This window comes from Mucilaginibacter rigui (assembly GCF_014773275.1).
Taxonomy (GTDB): Bacteria; Bacteroidota; Bacteroidia; order Sphingobacteriales; family Sphingobacteriaceae; genus Mucilaginibacter; species Mucilaginibacter rigui_A.
Map to the genome: position 1 here is coordinate 1,023,554 of NZ_JACWMW010000002.1, position 22,940 is coordinate 1,046,493.

The following is a 22,940-nucleotide window of genomic DNA, read 5'->3' on the forward strand; positions in this document are numbered from 1 at the left end:
CTTTTGGAGATATGGTTAGACTGCTACTCAGGAAAAAAGCAGCTAACAAATCGGTTGTATCAGTACAGCAAAAATCAGATAGTAACTATGAAAAATGTCAATATGCACATATCAAATTTAATTGACCTTGAGGAATGGGGGGCAAATATGATAGGAGCGCTTAAAAAGCCAATTCGATATATTAAAGATCGGTTGGTGACCATTTTTCTGACCTGCCTCGAGCTACTGTACATCTTCTATAAATAATAAACATCAATAATATATAATAACATGAAGACATCAATTAAAATCTCACTTATCTTGCTCTCTCTTTTTGGCATTACTCCAAAGGCGAACGCACAAACCTCGCCTACAAAAGGCCTCATTAAACTAAGCATTGGCGCCGAGTCCGGAATTTCACTTGGTGATTTTAAAAACGCGTATAAAGCGAATGTAGGAGGTTCAGTTCAAGCTGATTTAGCGCTTGGCAACAACTTTCATGCTTTACTGAACACCGGTTACATGCAATTTTTAGGTAAGGACAATGCTTTTGGTGCAGGCCTATCAGCGAATGACCTTCATTACCTTCCCGTAATGACTGGCATTAAATATTTCCCTAACGCTCACTTCTACTTACAGGCGGCCGCAGGTGCAGCATTCGCGCTTAACAAGTCTGACGTCGGCTTCAGTAAAACTGCTGGGTTTTTATACGTTCCCCAAGCCGGATATGAATTTCCATTATCAAAAAACTCGTTCATTGATGCAGGCATACGTTATGAAGCAACTACGAAATTCATTAGTAACAATTCGGCAAGCAAAATAAATTTTATCGGTCTGCGGGTCGCTTACGGATTCAATCTGTAACCGCAGTCTTAGCAGTAGTTTAAACATTAACCATTGAAAATATAATGCCATGGAAACTTTTATTTATTTATTGACCAGGCTGGCCCTGGCTGCCTGCCTGATTGCCATCTTTTGGGTCGCATTTACTGGCAAAGACGAACCTACAAGTTTGACAGACGATTAGTACACTCGGCATTCACTTTTCAATTTAAATGCCTTTAGCAATTAAAATAACTCTTCGAACCACCTTATTGATTTGTAGCTCACTAACGAAAAAACTATAGAAAATGGAAAATAAAGATCATTTCTCCCGGTTTCCTATAAATGTAGGGATCATCGGAGTCGGCAACTGGGCTGTTTACGGACATATTCCGGCATTGCTGTTGCTTCCTGAATATAAGATTGTGGCTTTGCAAAGCCGAAGGCTCGAAGTCGCACAATCAGTCGCTGCACGCCTGGGCGGTGTAAAAATTGCTAAGTCGGTGGGTGATCTTGTGAATGACCCTGATGTTGAATTAGTGCTTGTTTTAAACACAGCACCTCAGCATGAGCACAGTGTGTTGGCTGCAATTAGTGCTGGAAAGAACGTGTATTCGGAATGGCCATTTACGCTTAATTCGGAAAAAGCGAAAAACATGGTTACCCTTGCCAATGAAGCTGGTTTGAAACATATAATTGGTTTGCAAAGGCGTTTTGCGCCAGCATTCAGATACCTAAAAGACCTTCTTCAGCAAGGATACGTTGGGGATTTGAGGTCTGTAAGGCTGCATGTAAGTATGAATGGTTTCCAAGCAGTCCGCTCATTGGCTTGGACTGTGCCCGAAGAGAATTTTTCCGACGTTATCGCAATTTATGCGGGCCATTTTCTCGATGCGCTATTTACTTCCGTCAGTCGTCCACGATCGCTTTCGGCAATAATGATTAATCAATTTCCAGAGGTGATTCTCCAAACCGGCGAAACAGTCAAGTCGTCTACACCGGATCAGTTAATATTAACGGGGATACTGCCTGGGAACGCTGTATTTAGTGTTCAGATTGAAGGCGGTAAAAGAAATAATTCGGGTGTACAACTCGATATTACTGGAGTTCAAGGTGACATAAGAATCTCTAATGTATCTGCATTTGGCGGTATTGGGCAGGATTATATTATTGAAGGTTCTAAAGGGAATAAGCAATCATTAAATTATCTCGAAATTCCTGGAGAATATCATTGGATACCTACTTCAGATCTTCCATCAGCAGTTCAAGAACTTGCAAATCTTTACGCGGCTTTTGCTGCTGATCAGCTTAATGGTACCAGTACCGTAAGTACTTTTAAAGACGCTGTCTGGATGCATGGGCTTTTTGATCTCATGAAGCTATCTAACGCATCGGGACAACGAATTGATGTAGTGGACGAGTAATAAGAAAATGGTCTCGGACGTCCATCGAAGTATAAGATACATCTGATAAAACTCCTGATTGCTCATGGCCATTTAAAACAAAACTAACATCGCTTAAGGTACATTGTGGCGTCTGTTTTTAATTTGGATGCAACTTTACACGACTGGTAATTAATGAATCGTCGCGTAAGTGGAATGTGAATTACGGAAAATATTATGTGTTTAGTCGCCTGAATAATTTGGCGCGATTTAATTTAAATGCTATGAAACAGCAAAGGACAATTGTATTTAAGGATACGGAAACACGGGTAATTAATGAACTTCGACGAAATGGGTTTTGCAAAAATTATGCTTTGGCGTCAGATCAATCGGTTGTTTGTTTGGACGATGGTAAATGTTTTAAAAGTGACCAGGTAAAAATGACTTTGGTTGACCACAGCTTCAATATTGCTTCGAAGTTATCTTTCTTGCTTTTTATAGTAGAAGCTCAAAACGGTGATAAAGGACTAATAAAACTGCCGCTAAATGATATTAAAAGTGAACGAAATAGAAAAACTGTTTCCAATTCATTCGATGATTTTTGGATGGCATTATAACAAGTAAGAGTTGTTATCAAAAATATGTTCTTATGATATTAGTACAAGTTGCGGAATGCTCTTTTTAGTCATCAAATGCCATAAAAATCATAACAATTCTAATGTTCGGTAGTACCGAAATGCTTGTCAAAGGACGAATATAAAATTCTCGATCATTGTATCCTTGAATGGGAATACATGAACGATAAGCCGCCTAAGATTAGAATAAGCGCAGAAGAGGCAGTTAATATCCTCGCAAAAAACGGCATGAAAGTGACCATAAGTGAGGCTAAAAACATTTTGGATTTGCTATATTTATTAGCTAAATTAGAAGTGGATCATTATTTAAAACGATGAAAACTGCTGATTTATATATACGGGTAAGCACTGAAGAACAGGCTGATAAAGGCTACTCTCAAAGAGGCCAGGAAGAAGTTTTGACCAGATACTGTGAAATAAGAGAAATAAAAATCAGACGAATAATTTACGAAGATCATTCCGCCAAATCGTTTGTAAGACCTGAATGGCAAAAGCTACTTTTAGAACTCAAAAAGAAACGCGGTCAGACAGACTTAGTGCTTTTCACTAAATGGGATAGATTTAGTAGGAACGCTGGTGACGCATATCAAATGATTAGCATCCTTGCAAATTTAGGTATCGAACCTCAAGCAATCGAACAACCCTTAGATATAACGATCCCAGAAAACAAATTAATGCTCGCAATTTATCTCGCTCAGCCGGAAGTAGAGAACGATAGAAGAGCACTAAACACTTTTTTCGGAATGCGACGTGCGCGAAAGGAAGGCCGCTGGATGGGGCAAGCGGTAATAGGATATGCAAACAAAACTTCAGAAGATGGCAAAAAATATATTTGTCCTAAACAACCTGAAGCAGAAATTATGCGATGGGTTTACAACGAATTAGCAACTGGAAATTGGTATATCGATCAGATATGGCGAGCCGCTCGCGACAAAGGCCTTACTTGTGGTCGGAAGAATTTTTGGCAAATCATCCGAAACCCGGTATACTGCGGGAAGATCTTCATTTCGAAATATAAAGATGAAGATGCTCACTTGGTACAGGGTACTCATGAGCCCATTATTTCTGAAAGTTTGTTTAACGAGGTTATGGACGTTCTTGATGGTCGAAAGAAAACCACTAAAACTAAAATAGCTTCCCCTGACCAGCTTCCATTGAGGGGATTTCTTATCTGTCCAAAGTGCGGATATATGCTTACTGGAAGTGCATCAAAAGGTTGCACGCGTTATTACCACTATTATCACTGCTTTACTAAATGTGGGGTTAGATTCAACGCAAAAATCGTAAACGAAGCATTTGAAGCGCATCTCTCTAAATATGCGCTAGATCCTGCAGTATTAGCTCTTTATAAAAAAATCATTACCGATGTTTATGAAGAAGCATTAGGAGAAGGTAAAGGAGATATGACTTTGTATAAACGCCAATTAAACGACCACGCGGCTAAAATTTCGAAAGCCAGAGATCTCCTTCTTGTAGGCGATTTGGATGCATCTGATTACCGAGATATTAAAAGCAATTGTGAAAGGCAAATATCGATTATTGAGGGAAAATTAGTCGAACTCTCCAGTAGAACACATAGCATTGGCCCCCTTTTGGACAAAGCTTTGAAAAATATGTCTAATCTTCCGGAATTATATCAAAGAGCTGATTCTGAGGGGAAAAGGCGGATTATTAGTTCGATGTACCCCGAAAATCTCACTTTTGATGGCGTCCAACATCGAACTGGCCGGCTAAACGAAGCAATCTGCGTTTTTAATAGCGTAAAGGCCGTTTTTGAAGCAAATAAAAAGGGCAAATCTACTATAAAAGTTGATTTGCCCAGTAAGGTAGCGGGGAGCAGGATCGAACTGCCGACCTTAGGGTTATGAATCCTACGCTCTAACCATCTGAGCTACCCCGCCTTATATGCTTACCTTATCAACTTATATTTTGATGCTTGCTGAAAAAGGTTTGCAAATATAGTAGAAATTCGCTTCCTTTAGAAAAAATGTTCACTTTTGCCCCTTTGATTGATTTGTAACAATTAAACCCCTATGTCCGAGAAGAAAAAATTCAACCTTGAGTACGAGATAAAATCGTCACCCAGAATACTATATACTTTCCTGAACGAAGCTAATGGCCTTACCCAATGGTTTGCCGATGATGTAAGCGTACGCGACCAGATATACACTTTTACCTGGGATGATGAGAAGCAAAATGCAAAGCTTGTTGCTATTAAAGAGAATAAACTGGTAAGGTTTAAATGGCTGGACGATGAACCCCAGTGTTATTTTGAGATGGAAATAATACAGGATGAGCTTACCAATGATGTAGCCCTGAGCATTACAGATTTTGCCACAGAAGAAACCATTGCCGAACGTAAACAGATTTGGGATAACCAGATAGATTACCTGATAAGCACATTGGGCGCTTAAAATTTTAATTTCCCTATTTTTGTATCTTGAAACAGGTTTGCAGGTAAACAATTATTTGCAAACCTAAACGTTTCATTGCCTGTATACAATTGCCCTGATGAAGAAAATACATCTTTTACTGCTCAAATCATTTATAAGGCCTTTTATAGTAACCTTGCTAATAGTGATGTTTGTGCTGCTGATGTTGTTTTTGTTTAAATACATTGATGACCTTATTGGCAAGGGCTTTCAATGGTATATTATCCTGGAGCTCATGATGTATAACTCGGCTACTAATGTGGCTATGGCGCTACCTCTCTCGGTATTGTTATCTTCCATCATGACCTACGGTAGCCTGGGCGAAAATTACGAGCTTGTAGCTATTAAATCTGCAGGGATATCCTTGCGCCGCGCTATGTACCCCATGATGATAGTAGTGCTGGTGCTTAGTATCGCAGCGTTTGCTTTTTCTGATTATATGCTGCCGGTGGCTAACCTTAAATACTACTCGTTATTATACGATGCCCGCAAGCAAAAATCGGCCGATTTGCTACCCGAGAATATCTTTAGTAACCGTTTTCCCGGCTACTCTATCCGTGTAAAAAGGAAAGACCCTGACGGCCAAACCCTGCGTGATATCATGATCTATTCAAAGGGTAAGCTGGAGACTAACCAGGTTGTTACATTTGCAAAATCGGGCTTAATGTACCGTACTAAGGATGATCTTTACCTGGTGTTGAAATTATACGATGGCGTACGTTATGAAGAAGATGCGGGCGATGAAGGCTATAGGCCAAGGCAACAGCTAAGGCGTTTCAGGTTTAAGGAAACGGAGCAAAAACTTTCTCTTGAGGATTTTACAATACATCGCACCGATGAGAATGAGTTTCGCAATGCCTCAGCAATGATGAACCTGCGCCAGCTGCAACACTATATAGATTCGGCAAATAAAGAAGTGGATAGCAATGTAAACGTTAATTATTCGCTCATTAGCCCTTATATTAAGTATACCACAGTGCCCGCAAAGTCGGCTAATATTAAAAAGCCTATCCCTGCAGATAGCATAAAAATAACTACAGTTAGCGAAAAAGCCAACGTATTTAATAATGCTTTAAGCGAGGTGCACCAAATACAGGATGTTTTAAAGAACCGTACCGACAGGCATAAAGAAACATCAAAAAGCATACGCAGGTATGTTATGGAGTATCAAAAAAAGTTTACCCTTGGGGCCGCCTGTATTGTGTTGTTTTTAATTGGTGCTCCACTGGGGGCAATTATCCGTAAAGGGGGGCTGGGGTTACCGGTGGTAGTATCAGTGATCTTCTTTTTGATATATTATATTATTGGCACCATTGGTGAAAAATCAGCCAAGGAGGGTGACCTGTCACCACTGATAGGCGCCTGGATAGCAATTGCAGTTTTATTCCCGATAGGGTTGTTCCTTACTTATAAAGCAGCTACAGATTCGGCCCTGTTTGATGCCGATATATATAAGCGTTTCTTTAAGCGCTTTAGCCTGCGTAAAACCAAGGCTGTATAGTTTTACAAATTACCGACCTTTATCATCTAATTATCGTATAAATTTGTTAAAGCATCGGCCAGCCGTAAACCGGATAAACCGATCCTCCAAAGAAACATAGAAATGCTAAATACTATACCGGAAGCCATAGAAGCTATTAAAGCAGGTAAAACCATTATTGTTGTAGATGATGAAGACCGCGAAAACGAAGGCGATTTTTTAACGGCTGCCCGTAACGCCACGCCCGAAACCATCAACTTTATGGTAAAATATGGGCGCGGGCTGGTTTGCGCACCTATAACTACACAGCGAGCGCATGAGCTTGAGCTGGAGCCGATGGTTAGTAAAAACACAACCTCGCACGAAACAAATTTCACCGTATCGGTAGATCTGTTGGGCAATGGCTGTACCACAGGTATTTCGGCAACAGACCGATCAAAAACCACGCTGGCTTTAATTGACCCGGCAACCAAACCTGCCGACCTGGGAAGGCCCGGCCATATATTCCCGCTGATAGCTAAAGACGGTGGCGTTTTGCGCCGATCTGGCCATACCGAGGCAGCGATAGACCTATCTGTATTAGCAGGGTTTGAGCCCGCAGGCGTTATCTGCGAAATAATGAAAGAAGACGGCGATATGGCGCGCTTACCTGAACTGTTGGTAATGGCCAAAGATTTCGACCTGAAAATAGTTTCTATAAAAGATTTGATCGCCTATCGTTTAAACACCGAATCGTTGGTGCGTAAAGAGGTGTCTGTAAAAATGCCTACCGAATGGGGCAATTTTGATATGATAGCCTACACCCAACTGGATACCGGCGAGAACCATTTAGCACTTGTGAAAGGCGAATGGGAGCCCGGTGAGGCCGTAATGGTTCGTGTGCATAGCTCATGTGTTACGGGCGATATATTTGGCTCGTGCCGGTGCGATTGCGGCCCTCAGCTGCACAAGGCTATGGAGATCATCAGCAAAGAAGGTAAAGGCGTTATAGTATACATGAACCAGGAAGGCCGTGGCATTGGGCTGGTTAATAAATTAAAAGCATACCATTTACAAGAGAACGGGCTGGATACCGTAGAGGCTAACATAAAACTGGGCTTCCAGATGGATCAGCGCGACTATGGTATTGGTGCCCAAATATTACGAAGCCTGGGCATATCAAAAATGCGCCTGCTAACCAATAATCCTAAAAAGCGCGCGGGCCTTATCGGTTATGGGTTGGAAGTGGTGGAAAACCTGCCGATAGAAATAGCATCAAACCCGCATAATGAGGCTTACCTGCGTACCAAAAGGGATAAAATGGACCACGCTATTATGCGCGAGCATTAATTAGTCATCACCTTCGGTATCCTCACCGTTCTTGTCGTCTGATGATTTTGAGGGTGTTGGGGTTGTAATGTTTGTTGCCGGTACGGGTGCAGGCGTGGTTGGTGTTTTTTTACGGCCCTGCCTGAACATGTTACGCAGAAACTCGCCGAAAGTATCAAAATCGCGCTGGTAAACTAAACCAATACCGTTTACATATTGTGCGGTAAGGTTATCATTAATACTGTTTAATGTAGTGCTGTTAAGGGCACGGTAAGAGTACCTTGCCCTTAGGTTACCATCTTTACGTATCAGGTATTGAATCTCAAAATCCTTTGTTAAAGTCCTGAAATCGGTATTCAGCAAGTTGGTGCGGTTGTTAAACAGATCGCTTGTGCCACTGTTTGAGTATAAACTGCCGTTGATGATAAGCCTGTCATTTAAAAACTTCAATGACGCGCTTGCATCGTTGAACGACCGTATGTTTAAATCGAAGTACTTGATGTTTGATTGCGAGATAAAGCTGTTCAATTTATTAAAAGCGAATTCGCTCACAGCCTCGCCGGCAGTACCTAATACCTGGTTAGTTAAATTACTGCCGGTGCCGGATGCAAAGCTTCGCCTTACAATGATGCTTAGTGCCTGCTGGCTGCGATTATTATTGTCGGCAAGGTAAGTGTTCAGGTCGTCCTTGATTGATGGATCTACAGGGAAATTAAAGTTAAAATCGATGCTTGGTTGTAACAGCGATTTGGTCAAAATCAATTCAGCCTGTACCAGTACCTGTTTTGGCTGCGGCGCCTGCAAACCTGCGGCGGTGTATAGCGGTGCAATGTTTGTACGTACCTCGTATATCGCTTTTAGGTTTATCTCCGCGTTTGATGGGTTACCCGTCCAGCGGATATTTCCACCCTGGTTCACCACAAAGTTTTTACTGATGAAATCCTTGGCGGTAAACTCAAACTTGCCTGATGTGATCCCGAAATCGCCAAACATTTCAAAATCGCCAAGGCTGTTTATGTTCAGTTTTAAGTTACGCGCCTGCCCGGTGCCTTCAAGTACGCCATAGTCAGTACTAATCCTAACGGTTGTTTTCTCATCAACGGTTAAGTCAAAGTTCAGGGTAACACCATTAAAGGCGTTTTTCTTTTCAATAACTTTTCTGGTTGTATCATTATGGTTAACCCATCTTATAAAATCATAATCGGCAGCAGTTGCTGAAGTATTCAACGGAATATTAAATACCGTGCCTTCTTCGGTTGATGCCTTGATATCGATCTTCATGTTATCGATGGGGCCGGTAAAGCTAAACGTGCCCGAGCCATAAGCCGTACCATAATAAAGGTGGTTATCTTTAAACGTAGTGTTAAGGGCCATCAGGTTATTGGCATCAAGCTTTATATCCAGTGTTGGGTTTGATATGTTATTCAGGTCAACCGTGCCGTTTGCCTCTCCTGTGCCGCCGCGGACATCCTTCAGTATCATTTTGTTGATCCTGATAACACTGTTGCTTACATCCAGCTTGTCATTAACGGTATAAGCTGTTTTTAAATAATTAACGGTAATGCCGGTGTTATTTAAAGATACATCACCATTTAGTTCGGGTTTTGATGGCGAGCCGGATAGTTTAAGATTTGCAGATACAGATCCCTTTATATTCGAAACCAGATCCTTAATAAAAGGTTCAAATATGATGGCCTCGGTATGATCCATCTTTACATCAAAATCAAGCTTGTCCTCGGTTTGTTTGCCCAATATGTATACACCTGCAACGTTCATGGTTTCAAGGCCACGGTTGGTAATATTTAATTTTACGTTGGCCAGCCCTTTATCGCTATCAAGGTCAGAAACAATTTTTACATTCCCTACCAGTGTTTTATTCATGGTAAGCGAATCAATAGACAGGTCGGCGTCTATCCCGGGTTTTTTAACAATGGAGTTTAATATTACATCGCCATTTAATGATCCTTTTAATAAAACGCCCGATGTTTTGGTGAGCTGATTAAGCGTAGCCATACTGAATTTCTCAAAAGTTACCTTCAGCTTATCCTCAGGATTGTCAGATATAAACCCATTTATTCGTACTTTTTGTTTGCCGTTTGATAGTTCGAAGCCCGATACCTGCGTTTTACCATCAAGTAAGCGGATCCTTACCTGATCTTGTATCTTCCAGTTCTCGCGCTCCAGTATCACATCAGAGGGCAGCACCGATAGTTTGGCCGTTGTGTCTTTACCAAAAGCTACAAGGCCGTAAAGGTCTAACTGGTTGGCGGCGTCTTTATCTGATAATTTAACGTTGAAGTTTAAACTATCATTCTTCAAAAAGTTGGTAACGTTTATGTTTTTAATGTAAAGGCTGTCGGTAAGATCAACCCGATTTAATGATATGTTGAGGCCCAGCATATCATCAGTTGTGCTTTCATCAATAATAAAATCATGAAACACAATTTTGCCGAGTTTTATGGTTTTAATATACCCGTTAAGTGTAGCCGTTTTGTTATTTGAGTTAAATTTCCCTACAAAAGTACCCTGATCGGGTATTTTAAGATCAGGCATAAAAATAGCCGTTAATGGGTCGATATTTTTAAGGGTTAAATTAAAATCAAAATTTTGCGGTTTAGGGGTAGTAATATCCGTTTTTAGCGATGGGATATACTTTTTGGCGATGGTTTTGTAATAGGAAGGGAGTGTGGCCAAATCGTAGCTGCCCTTAATGCTGCCATCAGCAATGTCAGATTTTAAAGATATCAACCTTGCATCCCCCTTGCCGCTGGCTGTTAGCGCAAGCGAATCAACTACATAGTCTTGCCGTGGGTCGGTAACGCGAATTTTGGTTAACAAAATACTGCCGTCCAAATTATCGAGGTTATTGCCTGAGAAGTTGGTGTTAATATCGGTACTAAAAGTAATGGTATCTTTTAATAATTTAAGCTGTTGCAGCTTTGCATTACTAATGTTGCCGGTAATGGTGTATACAGGTAGTTTAGGGTTCAGGTTTATAAGGCCTGCCAGGTTAAGTTTTAAGTTCCTGTCGTTAATGGCAACTTTACCTTGTGCAGTTTTGTTTTTAAAAGTGCCGGCGGCGATCAGGTTGCTATAATTGTAACCCTTAAACTGAAAGGATGCTATTCGGGCGTCACCTTTTACATTAAGGTTTTTAATTTCATCGCCGCTGCCACTTAGGTTGGCAGATAGGGTTGTGCGGCCAACAGCGTTATTGTCAATTAACGCGCCCAGGTCAAAATTACTGGTGGTAACCTTACCGCTGTAGCTGGGTATACCGGCTTTGTTTATTTTCAGGTTAATATCAGGGTCAAACCGGCCAAGCTTTGTTTTAAAAGTACCAAAAGCAACAAAATCGTTTTGCAGGCCGGTAAATCTGCCGTTAAAGTTTACGTTGCCAAATTTGCCCACCACATCGGGTACTTTTGCATTGGGCTTGCCGGTAAAGTGGCTGTACAAATAATCCAGGTCTTTTTTATTTGTGGCTATCTGGTCAAACCTCAGTTGCATAAAGGTGTTATCCCAATCGGGCAGCCCGGTTAGGTTAAAATCGCCTTTAATAAAAGTGGCCTGCGCTGCCGTTATGGTAAGGCTTTTGGCTTTCAGGTTGTTTACCATACCGCGTACACGGCCATCCAGGCCAAGCTCAAACGTTGTTTTATCAAGCGAACTGGTGAAAAAGGCTATGTCTTTTGATGACAGGTGCGACGTTTTAAAATCGGCATCCATAGTAACGGTGTTCTCAAAATTGTCAAAGTCATCAAACGATTTAAACTTCATTTTAAAGAAGTTTTTAACGTTGGAGTAGGCCGTGAGGATATTAAGGTTTTGCAGTAGTATCTGGTTGGTATCTATAGTGGCGTTGGCATTTAGGTTACGTACAAAAAAGCCGCTTTTCTCGCGCAGGGTCATGCCGCCTATCCTGGCCTTAAACAGGTGGTTTTGCAGGTCCATATTGCGGATGATGGTGCTGAAGTTGCTTACATCAACATCATTGAAATTTACGCCTTTTACCAGTTCGGTGCGCAAATAGTTTTTGTACCTGAAATGGAAATTATTGATCGTGATCTTCTCGAACGTCAGCGTCCAGGGTTTGCTTTTGGTTTTTGTGGTATCGCCCGAGTTGAAATAATCCAGTACGAATTTAAGATTAGTAGTGCTATCCTTTTGTTTTTTCAGGTAAAACGCACCGCTATCCAGTTGTATGGAAGCGAAATCTATCTTCTTTTTTTTGATGCTGTTAAAAATGGAAAAACCACTAAGCTCGACAGCCAGTTTTGGGGTGCTTAGCAGGGTGTCCTGTTGTTTATCCAGTATATACAACCCCTCTAACACAACTGATGAAAAAGGCTTAATGTATAGGCTTTTTATATCAACCTTAGTGTTAAGTTCTTTTGATAAATATGCGGTGGCTTTTTTTGCAGCCCACGTTTGTACCGGCTTGTACTGAAAAAGCATTAAAATAATGCTTATCAGTAACAAAATTATCAATACGATGCTTAACGCTATTTTAAGTGCTTTTTTAATAACTTTGTATTTAATTAGAAATTCAAAAGTAAAAATTCAAAAACGCACTAAGTGTTTTACTTTTTGAATTTATTTATAATCTGCATCGAAAGTTTAGCCAATTTAATTGACTCTGAACTTTTGATCTTTTACTTAGCAAAGTGCCTGTAATATTAGGAATCGAATCTTCATGTGATGAAACCTCCGCTTCTGTTTGTGTGGATGGTGAGATATTGAGCAATGTTATTGCTAATCAAACCATTCATGAATTGTACGGGGGCGTTGTCCCTGAGCTTGCCTCAAGGGTTCATCAGCAAAATATTGTTCCGGCAGTACAACAAGCACTATTAAACGCAAAAGTAAGCAAAAATGATATTGATGCGGTAGCATTTACGCGTGGCCCGGGCCTTTTAGGTTCACTTTTAGTTGGTGTGTCGTTCGCAAAGGCGTTTGCGCTGGCAAAAAACCTGCCGCTTATTGATATTAACCACATGCAGGCGCATATTTTGGCGCATTTTATTGGCGAAAAAAAACCTGTATTCCCGTTTTTGTGCTTAACGGTATCGGGCGGGCACACGCAAATAGTTTTGGTGAAAGACTATTTTGATATGCAGGTAATTGGCCAAACGCTTGATGATGCTGCCGGTGAGGCGATGGATAAAACCAGCAAAATATTAGGCTTGCCATACCCGGGGGGCCCACTGATAGATAAACATGCGCGTACCGGTAACCCCGATGCATATAAATTCCCCGAGCCGCAAATACCCGGCTTTGACTTTAGCTTTAGCGGTGTTAAAACGTCTATACTTTATTTTATTAGAGATAACGTTGCCGCCAACCCTGATTTTATACAACAAAACCTGGGCGATATTTGCGCCTCGGTAGAGAAGCGTATTGCCACCATTTTGTTGAACAAACTAAAACGTGCTGCCGAAGAGTACGGTATTAAAGATATTGCACTGGCAGGTGGCGTATCCGCCAATACCGGGCTGCGCGAGGGGCTAACCAAACTTGGCGCAGAAAAAGGCTGGAACGTTTTTATCCCCAAATTTGAATACTGTACAGACAACGCGGCCATGATAGCCATTGCCGGTTATTATAAATATTTAAAAGGCGAATTTGCAGGGCAGGCGATAGCCCCACTGGCAAGGATGCCGATGTAGGCGCAACTATGAATTAGTGTGGAGGTGAATTAGTGATTTTTTGAGCACATAATTTACGATCACTAATTCGCTAAATCATTAATTCACTAACTCGACACTATGTCTATTCCTTCTTTTATATTCTGGGCGGTTTTTGTACTACCACTTGTTGCATTTTTAGTATGGCTTATGCGCCAGGATAAACGTAAGGGCATAACAGGCCTTATTGTTTTAGCTATAACCGTGGTAGGCTGTATAGCCTATATGTACTGGAAAACCGGCGGTAAGTAATAGCTACAACCGTTACACAATAGGTAAACATGACTAATTGTAATGCTGGGCTTGTTGAACCACCATATAAGTCTTTAACAGGCTCAGGCTGACAGCCCTGCAGCTTAAACAATAAGCCCCCTGCATTGCTACAGAGGGCTATTGAGAAAAAACACTTACAAAATGCCTAACCGCTTTCTACCGGTTAGAATGCCCTTTTATATATTTTGACGCTTTGCCCACCTGTTGTGGTGCAGAAAATGAAGAACACATTTTCTATCCGCTCTATACCGGCAATTACGGTACCCTGCGGTATATCATAATGTTTATAGGTATTACCCACATCGTTTGACAGGCTGAAGCGAGCACCGCCATAAGCAACGTAATCTCCCCATTGTTTTACAACATTTACCTGTTCATCTATTACGCTAACAAACGCATCTCCCTGCCCGCGCGATTGGTATAGGCGGTTACCCGTAAGCTGCGTGCCGGTGTTGAATATAGCATATGTGTATGCCGGGGATAGGAGAATGTTTTTATAGCCATCTGCTAAAGGGTATGTGCCAGTTGCTCCCGTAGTTACCGACCAGTTTTGCCCCTGATCTGTTGATTTATAGAATTTTGTTGATGTAGGGTCAATAGCGTAAAAATATTTACCGCCGGCATCGCTTGTAAGGTAATCGAGCCTGGTAGCCCCGCCAAGGGTAGCTGGCCTCGATTGAAAGCTTGTGCCGCCATTTAACGAAACATAGCTGCTTGTGCCCAGGAATACATAGACCTTATCATTTTTGGCAACTATACCCGTAAAGCCAAGGTTTGGCTGGTTGGCGCTTACAGTTAACTTAGTGAAAGTTGTACCATCGGTTTTTACAATACCCAGGTTTGTGGTGATGTAAAAGTAATTACCATCAGCCACCATGTAATTAACTTTTAGGGTATCCTGGGGCATAGGTAACTGGTTAAATACGTTGGTAAATGTAGCGCCCTGGTTGCTGCTGTAATATAAATATTTGCCCGTTTTACCACTGCTGAAAAACATGCGGTTACCGGATGCTGCTGAAATGATACCGGATTGCGGGCTTACCGTAAAATCAACCTGTGTCCATCCGTTTGTTTGCGAAGGCACAGTTAAAGTAAAATCGGTAGCGCTGGTTAGTTTTAAGCCGCTGTTAACGGTTAAATATATTTTGCCTGTTACAGCACCTTGGGGTACCGTAACTTTTAATTGTGTTTCGGTAGCTGCTATTACAGTGCCTGTAAATACATTGTTTTGCGGGCCGGTAAAATGTACCACATTATCGGCCCGTGTTTTACTGAAATTTGTGCCGGTAATAGTAATGGTATCGCCAACCTTAGCGCTTGCAGGGGCAAATGAGGTAAAGGTAGCTGCCCCTATGTAGCTAAACACAGGACCTGTGGTAACCTCGCTGTTTTTAACTTTTACAGATACTGCGCCTGTTGAGCCTTCTGTAGGTGCCTTTACCAATAGTTTAGTAGCTGTAGCCGATATTACAGCAGCATTTGTGCCATTGAATTTTACAACATTATCGGCAGTTGTGGTACTGTAATTAACACCGGCAATGGCAATGGTATCGCCGGGGCGGCCCCTGTTAGGGGTGATGCTTTCAATAGTGGGCTTGTCGGCAACTGGGGTAGGGTCTTTTACTTCAGATTTTGGTTTGGTTACTACCGATGCATAGGTTATAGTGAATGCCCCCGATGAGTTAAACTCACGGCCGCTTGCATCTTTAAACATAATGTTCCATTTTACAGTTATGTCGGTTTCGGTGATGGTAATCTCTATCGAGCCCGAGAACGCGTAATACTCATTACCCGCACTGTAGTAATAAACATAGCTTTGTACCGGGGTAGTTGAATTTATTTTAATGGTTTTTGTACCAGGATTAAGTGATGTACCCGATTTTTTGCTTAACGCTATGGCGCCGTTCTTCAGGTCGTCAATAAAGAAACCCAATTTGCTGCCATCGGCATCAAGTGTTGCAGTTGTTTCTAACGATTTTACGCCATCGCCTGATGTGCTGTATAAGGTTGATTTTATACCATCCTGCTTTATAGCGAAATCTTTGCCATCAATTTTACCCTGTATAGATGATGTTTTTACCTCGGTTGGCAGAGGTGTTGGCTTAATAATAGTTTCTTTTTTACAGGAAGGTATCACTGTTAATAATAGCAGTAATATGGCTGTTGTTTTTAATAGTTTTTGTAAGTGTGTTTTCATGAGTGCCAAGGGATTAAATTTTTATAAAATTCTATAAATTAACCCCTTACACCTATACCGTATTTGCCGTATTTTTTTCTACGTACCAATACGCACAAAAAAGCCCCCCTTTAAAGGGAGGCTTTTTTGCGTTTGCCTAAGCATTAAGCGCAATACAGATAATTTCCATGGCCTGCGGCTCTGCAATAAGCAGGTTGGCAACCTATCGGCGTGCTGCCAAATACAGGAAATGCTGATCCGCCTGCACCGTCACAGTAAGTTTGGGTTGCGCCGCTTGCGCCACCTCTGATCTCTTTTTGCTCATTTCTTGATAACTCTTTTTTCAGGCTTAGTTTGCCCATTGGTTTTGATGTTTTCATAATTTAATTATTGGTTATAAATAAATATAAGAATATAGATTTAATTACTGTGCAATAATTTTCAATAACCCGTAGTAAAGCAAGCGTTTAACTACGTCAACTATCAACAACTCAAAGGAGGGGTAGTCGTCTTTTACCTCTTCTTCCGAAAAGTATTGTTTCATTTCAGTTAATAATGCTTCAATGGTAAATGTGTTTTTAAGCGTTTCGGTGATGATCAGGTCTAATTCATCCGGGTAATACTCTTTAATACCTGCCTGCAATAAATCAGGCAATAATATTGCAGTTAGTTCAGATCTTTCCTGGCTGAAATTTCTTTCAACAATTGTGGGGATGTCTTTCAGATAATCGTATTTCCAATACCAGCCAAGGTCCAACTGTAAATATTCATCTTGTATTCTGACCCGGGTTTGCAGCAAGTTGTCTTTCGTCAATGAAAAAGTATGTCGGATCAGGTTATAAGCAGTAATGTTATCAGCATACAATTTGTTTATGGATGGAACACCAGCGTATATTTTTTTTGAAAACGAATTTTTCTCATATTCCAGGTGAAATATATCAGTCAGGCGCTGTTTATCATCAATACCTAAAGCGCTTATGTTTATCAGCTTATTAAAGCTGCCGGGTTTTATGTTTTCAGGAAAATCTATTTTCTTATCAGGAGGCATCGCGGTATTTATATAATCAATTGCCGCACGGGTACGGATGTATACTTGCTCAAAACGAGTGGATGTTTCCTTTTCTTTTAATGATGGGGATAAGGCGGTAATTGTAAGTTGCGGGAAGTTATATATAGCAGACCTGATACCGGTATCGGCATCGCGCAGCAAATTTATTATGCGGTAATAGTATTCCGGGTAGTCCTTTCTGAGGGTTTTTGCAAGGTGATCGCACACATGCGGATATTGTTTAAACCCACCAACCGGGTGTACCATCTGCAAGTGCGGATAATCCTCAAAACGGATATAATCTTTAAATACCGGGTCCTCAACCGTAGCCTTGTAATAGCTTACAGGGATGTTTGATTCTGCAGCGAACTGGCAGAACAGGTATTGTTCAAAAATCAGGTTAAGGCTGCCGGTAGTCATTTTCTCAAGGTCAGCCTTGTTTTTATCTATAAATTCAAAAGCCCGCCTGCTGTATTCTTTAAAAAAGGATAAATCATGGCCGCCTAATAAACCGGCATTGCTTGCATACACATCTTTGTGTTCAAAATTCCTTCTTGAAAACGATTCCGGTACAAAGGATAGATGATCATTTATCTGATTGAGTATGGTAGCGTAAAACGGGAGGTTCTTATCCAGGTTTTGTGCTAAAAGTGGCGAATTAAGGACGTTTTGAGGCGGTTTTTGCCACAGATAAACATCTCCGTCCAGATGCAGAAAAGGTTCGGTTTGGATGCTGTAAGTGTGGATCTTTGCAAGCGCCCATAAACTGGGATGATAGTGGTTAAGCGTACCTTCTAAAGCTGTTGACACATTGGTATAAGGTAGTTGCAACAAATCGACTAATATCTCTTTCCCGGCCTTGTCTGTCACCAGGTTTACAGATCCAAATATACTTTTAGCCTGCAGGCTGCTCAGGGCCCAGCTCATCCAATGATACTCGGGAGACAGCCAGCCGGCCTTTAGGCTTAATAATTTTTTTTTACTTATTTCCTCAGGGCCTGTCCAAAATGTTTGAAGAACTTTCATAGGTGTTTAAGGCAGGTTTGTGTTTATAATAAGGCAATGTTTTGTCTAATGTAATTAAACCAAAAGAAAAATACGCACCAAGATTTAAGCGGGACGCAAAAAAGCCTTCACGTTTTTTAACATGAAGGCCCACATTTTATAAAAACTATTTTATCTACTAAACTTCTGCTAAGCTGTCGCCGGTTACGGTTGCTTTAATTTTTGCTTCCAGTTCTTCAGCTAATTCAGGGTTATCCAGTATCAACTGTTTAACTGCATCACGGCCTTGACCAAGGCGGGTTTCGCCGTAGCTAAACCATGATCCTGCTTTTTTAATAATGTTGTATTCAACACCCAGGTCAATGATCTCGCCAGCTTTTGAGATACCCTCGCCAAACATAATATCGAACTCTGCTATACGGAACGGAGGAGCGACCTTGTTCTTCACTATTTTAACCTTAACACGGTTACCTGATACCTCGTCGGTATCTTTAATTTGTGATATACGGCGTACATCTAAACGAACTGAAGCATAGAATTTTAAGGCATTACCACCAGTTGTAGTTTCGGGGTTACCGAACATAACGCCAATTTTGTCGCGCAGTTGGTTAATGAATATACAGCAGCATCCGGTTTTGCTAATAGTACCGGTTAGTTTACGCAATGCCTGCGACATTAAACGGGCGTGTAAACCCATTTTAGAATCGCCCATTTCGCCTTCAATCTCGGCTTTTGGAACCAACGCCGCAACAGAGTCAATAACCAAAATGTCAATAGCGCCCGAGCGGATCAGGTTATCGGCAATTTCTAAGGCCTGCTCACCATTATCCGGTTGTGATATTAAAAGGTTTTCTACATCTACACCAAGTTTTTTGGCGTAGAAACGGTCGAACGCGTGTTCTGCATCTATAAAAGCGGCAATGCCACCTTTCTTTTGTGATTCGGCTATGGCATGTATAGCTAAGGTTGTTTTACCAGACGACTCGGGGCCATAGATCTCTATCACCCTGCCTTTTGGTAAACCACCTACACCTAAAGCAATATCAAGGCCTAAAGAGCCTGTTGAAATTGTTTCGGTTGCTTCAATAGCGGTATCACCCATTTTCATGATGGTGCCCTTGCCGTATGATTTTTCCAGCTTATCTAATGTTAGCTGTAATGCCTTTAATTTATCTGCGTTGCTCATATTAAACTAATGTGAAACAAATATAAAACATAATTTTATAATTACTAATATTTTTAGTAATTATTTTTTATTTGTTTTGTTTATCTGTAAACTTACCTATCTGTTGCCTGGTAATCAAATATCTTTATCAACACTACGCTTAGCCAATTCTTTACTTATTGCATTTAAAGCTTTCTTCTTTTTGGCATCTTTTGCTTTTTTTATTTTAACTGTTTCGGCCTTCAGTAAAGCAGTTTCGGTATTGTGCTGCTCGTAATATTTACAAAACCAGGTAAGGGGGCAGATCTCGCATTTCGGGGTACGTGCCACGCATATATAACGGCCATGCAATATCAGCCAGTGATGGGCAATAGCCAGTGTGTTTTCGGGAAGGAATTGTACCAACTGCTTTTCTACCGCTAATGGTGTGGTAGCCCTGGTTGTTAAGCCTATGCGGTTTGCCACCCTGAATACGTGCGTATCAACCGCAATGGCCGGTGCATCAAATACTACCGATGCAATTACATTGGCCGTTTTGCGGCCAACGCCCGGCAATAGCTGCAGCTCGTTCAGGTCTGAAGGTACAACGCCATTAAACCGCTCCACCAGCATTTTGGCCATGCCTGCCAGGTGTTTGGTTTTATTATTTGGATAACTTACGCTACGGATATAGGTAAAGATCTCGTCGGCATCAGATGCCGCAAGGGCAGCCGCATCCGGGAAACGTTTAAACAGGGCCGGGGTAACCTGGTTAATACGCTTATCGGTACATTGGGCCGACAGAATAACTGCTACAAGTAACTCATAAGGGCTGTTATAATGCAATTCGGTAACTGCGTTAGGCTGGTTTTTTGAAAAGTATTCTACAAAATGGCGGTAGCGTTCCTGTTTAAGCATTGGGTTAATTCATAGTTAATGGTTCATAGATCATAGCGGGAACCATGTTGTTGCAAAAGTCTTTAATAATTAGCAGATGAACAAGCGATAAAATTTGTCCGCTTGTGGGATTATAACCATTTAATAATCAGCCCAAAAGCGAACGGTTAATTGTATCGTAACCGTACACTTTATCAATCAGTTTGTTCGTAATTAATTGATAATCAAATAATTGAAATATTGGTATTTTATTGGTTAGCTTTTAATTATCAAAAGCATAAACCATGTTTAAAAATTACCTCTTAAGCGCTTTTCGCAGCCTTAAAAAATTTAAGCTGTTTACCTTTCTTAACGTATTTGGGTTAGCAAGCGGGATGGCTTGCAGTATCCTTATTTTATTATGGGTGCAGGATGAGCTTAGTTATGATAAGTTTAACGCAGATACCGCCCATACCTATAGGTTGGTAGCCAACGTTGCCGGGTCGGATGCCGCGGTTACACCGCCGCCTGTTGTTACAGCTATGAAACAGCAAATGCCTAAGGTTAACAACGTTACCCGTTTGGTGCCACTTAATGCAACCGTTACGGTGGGCAACCAAAAGTTTGCTGAGAAAAGCCTGGAGTATGCTGATGCTAACTTTTTACAAATGTTTAACTACCCGCTTTTGCAGGGCGATAAAAACACCGTGCTTTCCCGCCCGGAGGGTGCTGTTATTACAGAAGCGGCGGCCATAAAATATTTTGGCAAGGTTAACGCTATCGGTAAAGTGCTGCATGTTGATAACAGTATTAACGGCAATAACTATGTAGTAACAGGGGTGTTAAAAAATCTGCCGCATAATTCGCATTTGCAATTTGATGTGCTGCTGCCTATTGATTATTATAATAAGGATAACGGGGACGTATGGGATAATTTTTCTGTTTACAGCTATGTACAGTTGGATAGCTCGGTGAATGCAACGCCGGCGTTTATTGCCGGGCTGGAGAAACAGATCAACAGCATTTATAAACTTAATGATAAGAGTAACACCAAAACCAGCTACACCTTACAACCCCTTACAGATATCCATTTACACTCTCATTATTTAGGGGATATTAGCGGGCAGGGAAACAGCCAAAACGTTACCATATTTTTATTGGTCGCGGTTTTTATTTTGGTTATAGCCTGTATCAATTTCATGAACCTATCCACCGCTCTGGGTGCGCAAAGGGCTAAGGAAGTTGGCCTGCGTAAAACAATAGGTGCCATGCGTTTTCAGCTTGTTACCCAATTCATCAGCGAATCTTTGTTGGTGTCGTTGTTATCGTTGGTTATCGGTATCGCTATTGCCTGGCTGCTATTGCCTGTGTTTAATGTTATTTCGTTTAAAGCCATTACCATTGATCTGCTCGATCTTAAAATAATTGGCGAGCTTTTACTTTTAGCAATTTTTGTAGGGGTAATTTCGGGCAGTTACCCTGCCTTCTTCATGTCGTCTTTTAAACCGGTATCGGTATTAAAGGGTTTGAAACAGGTAAATGGGCAGCGGTCTTTTTTAAGGAGCGGGCTGGTTATAGTACAGTTTAGCATTTCGGTGGTGCTGATGATAAGTACGCTTGTAGTTAACAGCCAGCTTAAATTTATCCGTAGCAGGGACGTTGGGTTTAATAAACAAAACCTGTTGTATATGCAAATGCCGCAAACTGGTGACCTGCAAAATAACTATTCGGCTGTAAAAGCAGCCATGCAGCAACAACCCGGACTGGCAGATTATACGCTGATCAATAATTTACCTACTGATCTGCAAAATGGATCCAGCCAGGTTACCTGGCCGGGTAAAGATCCCAGGCAAAAACAGGTGTTGTTCCCCCAGATAGTTATTGATGGTAATTTTACAAAGGTGTTTGGCATGCATATACTGGCAGGGCGAACGTTTGATAACAACTCAAAAACAGATGAAGGTAACTATGTATTAAACGAAACCTGTGTTAGAGTTATGGGGATGACCACCGCTAACGCGATAGGGCAAAAAATAAGCTATAACGGCCAACAGGGTACTGTGATAGGTGTAGTTAAGGATTTTAATTTTAAACCCGTTCAGCAGCCAATTGAGCCCCTTATTTTAAGGAATACCAACAGAGGAGGGTTTGTAGTTGTCAGGGCCAACCCTGCCAATATGAAACAAACCATAGCCAGCCTTAAATCGGTATTTCGCAGCGTTTATAGGGATGAGCCTTTTTCATACGGTTTTGTTGACCAGGATCTGAACAGGATGTATGAATCAGAAAGCCGTACACAGGTATTGTTCAACACCTTCTCGGTAGTTTCTATTATCATATCCTGCCTGGGGCTTTTTGGGTTGGCTACCTTTACTACGCAACGCAGGCTTAAAGAGATAGGCGTACGGAAAGTACTTGGGGCAAATACAACCGGCATAGTGGCCATGCTCACTAAAGACTTTATAAAACTTGTAGCAATGGCCTTGCTGGTAGCATTTCCGGCAGCATGGTTTTTGATGAATAAATGGCTGGATAGTTATGTTTATCGCATCCAGATCAGTTGGTGGATGTTCGCTATTGCAGGGATGGCCGCTATTACAATATCAATCATCACTATAAGCTATCAATCCATAAGGGCTGCGTTGAGTAACCCGGTAGACAGTTTAAAAACTGAATAGGAGTAAAAATAGAAA

General features: G+C 41.3%; 17 protein-coding genes and 1 tRNA gene. 11 read left to right on the forward strand and 7 right to left on the reverse strand.

The window, feature by feature from the left end; all coding sequences use genetic code 11:
• Positions 1–270 precede the first annotated feature (270 nt).
• From IDJ75_RS11595 to IDJ75_RS11615, 5 genes are all read left to right on the forward strand, one after another.
• Complete coding sequence (locus tag IDJ75_RS11595; RefSeq protein ID WP_191175782.1) at positions 271–843, forward strand: outer membrane beta-barrel protein; 573 nt, start codon at positions 271–273, stop codon at positions 841–843.
• A 266-nt stretch (positions 844–1,109) separates the two neighbouring features.
• Entirely contained in the window at positions 1,110–2,225 is a 1,116-nt protein-coding gene (locus IDJ75_RS11600) for a Gfo/Idh/MocA family protein (RefSeq protein ID WP_191175783.1), read from the forward strand.
• 242 nt (positions 2,226–2,467) lie between these two features.
• Positions 2,468–2,800, forward strand: a complete 333-nt coding sequence (locus tag IDJ75_RS11605; RefSeq protein WP_191175784.1) for a hypothetical protein — start codon at positions 2,468–2,470, stop codon at positions 2,798–2,800.
• Between the two features lie 177 nt (positions 2,801–2,977).
• Positions 2,978–3,136, forward strand: a complete 159-nt coding sequence (locus IDJ75_RS11610) for a hypothetical protein (protein ID WP_191175785.1) — start codon at positions 2,978–2,980, stop codon at positions 3,134–3,136.
• A complete protein-coding gene (locus tag IDJ75_RS11615) occupies positions 3,133–4,686 on the forward strand; it encodes a recombinase family protein (protein ID WP_191176126.1) in 1,554 nt (517 codons plus the stop codon). The genes IDJ75_RS11610 and IDJ75_RS11615 overlap by 4 nt, the downstream gene beginning before the upstream one ends.
• Here the strand turns inward: IDJ75_RS11615 and IDJ75_RS11620 are convergent.
• Positions 4,646–4,719: transfer RNA gene (locus IDJ75_RS11620), tRNA-Met, on the reverse strand. The two genes, IDJ75_RS11615 and IDJ75_RS11620, sit on opposite strands and share 41 nt — an antisense overlap.
• Before the next feature lie 132 nt (positions 4,720–4,851).
• Between IDJ75_RS11620 and IDJ75_RS11625 the strand changes: the two genes are divergently transcribed.
• The 3 genes from IDJ75_RS11625 to IDJ75_RS11635 all read left to right on the forward strand — a co-directional run bounded on the left by IDJ75_RS11625 (position 4,852) and on the right by IDJ75_RS11635 (position 8,059).
• A complete protein-coding gene (locus IDJ75_RS11625) occupies positions 4,852–5,232 on the forward strand; it encodes an START-like domain-containing protein (protein WP_191175786.1) in 381 nt (126 codons plus the stop codon).
• 97 nt (positions 5,233–5,329) lie between these two features.
• The gene (locus tag IDJ75_RS11630; RefSeq protein WP_191175787.1) at positions 5,330–6,751 is read left to right on the forward strand and encodes an LptF/LptG family permease; all 1,422 of its coding nucleotides are present in this window, start codon (positions 5,330–5,332) and stop codon (positions 6,749–6,751) included.
• A gap of 102 nt (positions 6,752–6,853) precedes the next feature.
• The gene (locus IDJ75_RS11635; RefSeq protein ID WP_191175788.1) at positions 6,854–8,059 is read left to right on the forward strand and encodes a bifunctional 3,4-dihydroxy-2-butanone-4-phosphate synthase/GTP cyclohydrolase II; all 1,206 of its coding nucleotides are present in this window, start codon (positions 6,854–6,856) and stop codon (positions 8,057–8,059) included.
• Here IDJ75_RS11635 and IDJ75_RS11640 read toward each other — a convergent pair whose 3' ends face one another.
• The gene (locus IDJ75_RS11640) at positions 8,060–12,496 is read right to left on the reverse strand and encodes a translocation/assembly module TamB domain-containing protein (RefSeq protein ID WP_191175789.1); all 4,437 of its coding nucleotides are present in this window, start codon (positions 12,494–12,496) and stop codon (positions 8,060–8,062) included.
• Between the two features lie 209 nt (positions 12,497–12,705).
• Between IDJ75_RS11640 and tsaD the strand changes: the two genes are divergently transcribed.
• Both tsaD and IDJ75_RS11650 read left to right on the forward strand, forming a co-directional pair.
• Positions 12,706–13,707 carry a tRNA (adenosine(37)-N6)-threonylcarbamoyltransferase complex transferase subunit TsaD gene (tsaD, locus tag IDJ75_RS11645; protein ID WP_191175790.1) on the forward strand — a complete coding sequence of 334 codons (1,002 nt, stop codon included), beginning with the start codon at positions 12,706–12,708 and terminating at the stop codon, positions 13,705–13,707.
• Positions 13,708–13,806: 99 nt separating this feature from the next.
• Complete coding sequence (locus tag IDJ75_RS11650; RefSeq protein ID WP_191175791.1) at positions 13,807–13,977, forward strand: hypothetical protein; 171 nt, start codon at positions 13,807–13,809, stop codon at positions 13,975–13,977.
• Between the two features lie 184 nt (positions 13,978–14,161).
• On the opposite strand, the gene IDJ75_RS11655 is transcribed toward IDJ75_RS11650, so the two are convergent.
• The 5 genes from IDJ75_RS11655 to nth all read right to left on the reverse strand — a co-directional run bounded on the left by IDJ75_RS11655 (position 14,162) and on the right by nth (position 20,289).
• Positions 14,162–16,195, reverse strand: a complete 2,034-nt coding sequence (locus IDJ75_RS11655) for an IPT/TIG domain-containing protein (protein WP_191175792.1) — start codon at positions 16,193–16,195, stop codon at positions 14,162–14,164.
• Positions 16,196–16,338: 143 nt separating this feature from the next.
• Positions 16,339–16,554: a hypothetical protein gene (locus IDJ75_RS11660; protein WP_191175793.1), complete on the reverse strand. Its 216-nt coding sequence runs from the start codon at positions 16,552–16,554 to the stop codon at positions 16,339–16,341.
• Positions 16,555–16,598: 44 nt separating this feature from the next.
• Entirely contained in the window at positions 16,599–18,248 is a 1,650-nt protein-coding gene (locus IDJ75_RS11665) for a DUF6734 family protein (RefSeq protein WP_191175794.1), read from the reverse strand.
• Between the two features lie 157 nt (positions 18,249–18,405).
• Positions 18,406–19,413 carry a recombinase RecA gene (gene recA / locus IDJ75_RS11670; protein ID WP_191175795.1) on the reverse strand — a complete coding sequence of 336 codons (1,008 nt, stop codon included), beginning with the start codon at positions 19,411–19,413 and terminating at the stop codon, positions 18,406–18,408.
• A 114-nt stretch (positions 19,414–19,527) separates the two neighbouring features.
• Complete coding sequence (gene nth, locus IDJ75_RS11675; RefSeq protein ID WP_191175796.1) at positions 19,528–20,289, reverse strand: endonuclease III; 762 nt, start codon at positions 20,287–20,289, stop codon at positions 19,528–19,530.
• 263 nt (positions 20,290–20,552) lie between these two features.
• Between nth and IDJ75_RS11680 the strand changes: the two genes are divergently transcribed.
• Positions 20,553–22,925: an ABC transporter permease gene (locus tag IDJ75_RS11680; RefSeq protein ID WP_191175797.1), complete on the forward strand. Its 2,373-nt coding sequence runs from the start codon at positions 20,553–20,555 to the stop codon at positions 22,923–22,925.
• The last annotated feature ends 15 nt before the right edge of the window (positions 22,926–22,940 follow it).

What these genes read in the sequence shown, in the direction of transcription:
- nth (WP_191175796.1), bottom strand. Translation starts at nt 20,289, where the DNA reads ATGCTTAAACAGGAACGCTACCGCCATTTTGTAGAATACTTTTCAAAA.
- IDJ75_RS11625 (WP_191175786.1), top strand. Translation starts at nt 4,852, where the DNA reads ATGTCCGAGAAGAAAAAATTCAACCTTGAGTACGAGATAAAATCGTCA.
- IDJ75_RS11600 (WP_191175783.1), top strand. Translation starts at nt 1,110, where the DNA reads ATGGAAAATAAAGATCATTTCTCCCGGTTTCCTATAAATGTAGGGATC.
- IDJ75_RS11610 (WP_191175785.1), top strand. Translation starts at nt 2,978, where the DNA reads ATGAACGATAAGCCGCCTAAGATTAGAATAAGCGCAGAAGAGGCAGTT.
- IDJ75_RS11615 (WP_191176126.1), top strand. Translation starts at nt 3,133, where the DNA reads ATGAAAACTGCTGATTTATATATACGGGTAAGCACTGAAGAACAGGCT.
- IDJ75_RS11660 (WP_191175793.1), bottom strand. Translation starts at nt 16,554, where the DNA reads ATGAAAACATCAAAACCAATGGGCAAACTAAGCCTGAAAAAAGAGTTA.
- IDJ75_RS11650 (WP_191175791.1), top strand. Translation starts at nt 13,807, where the DNA reads ATGTCTATTCCTTCTTTTATATTCTGGGCGGTTTTTGTACTACCACTT.
- IDJ75_RS11605 (WP_191175784.1), top strand. Translation starts at nt 2,468, where the DNA reads ATGAAACAGCAAAGGACAATTGTATTTAAGGATACGGAAACACGGGTA.
- IDJ75_RS11655 (WP_191175792.1), bottom strand. Translation starts at nt 16,195, where the DNA reads ATGAAAACACACTTACAAAAACTATTAAAAACAACAGCCATATTACTG.
- IDJ75_RS11630 (WP_191175787.1), top strand. Translation starts at nt 5,330, where the DNA reads ATGAAGAAAATACATCTTTTACTGCTCAAATCATTTATAAGGCCTTTT.
- IDJ75_RS11640 (WP_191175789.1), bottom strand. Translation starts at nt 12,496, where the DNA reads ATGCTTTTTCAGTACAAGCCGGTACAAACGTGGGCTGCAAAAAAAGCC.
- IDJ75_RS11665 (WP_191175794.1), bottom strand. Translation starts at nt 18,248, where the DNA reads ATGAAAGTTCTTCAAACATTTTGGACAGGCCCTGAGGAAATAAGTAAA.
- IDJ75_RS11635 (WP_191175788.1), top strand. Translation starts at nt 6,854, where the DNA reads ATGCTAAATACTATACCGGAAGCCATAGAAGCTATTAAAGCAGGTAAA.
- IDJ75_RS11680 (WP_191175797.1), top strand. Translation starts at nt 20,553, where the DNA reads ATGTTTAAAAATTACCTCTTAAGCGCTTTTCGCAGCCTTAAAAAATTT.
- recA (WP_191175795.1), bottom strand. Translation starts at nt 19,413, where the DNA reads ATGAGCAACGCAGATAAATTAAAGGCATTACAGCTAACATTAGATAAG.
- IDJ75_RS11595 (WP_191175782.1), top strand. Translation starts at nt 271, where the DNA reads ATGAAGACATCAATTAAAATCTCACTTATCTTGCTCTCTCTTTTTGGC.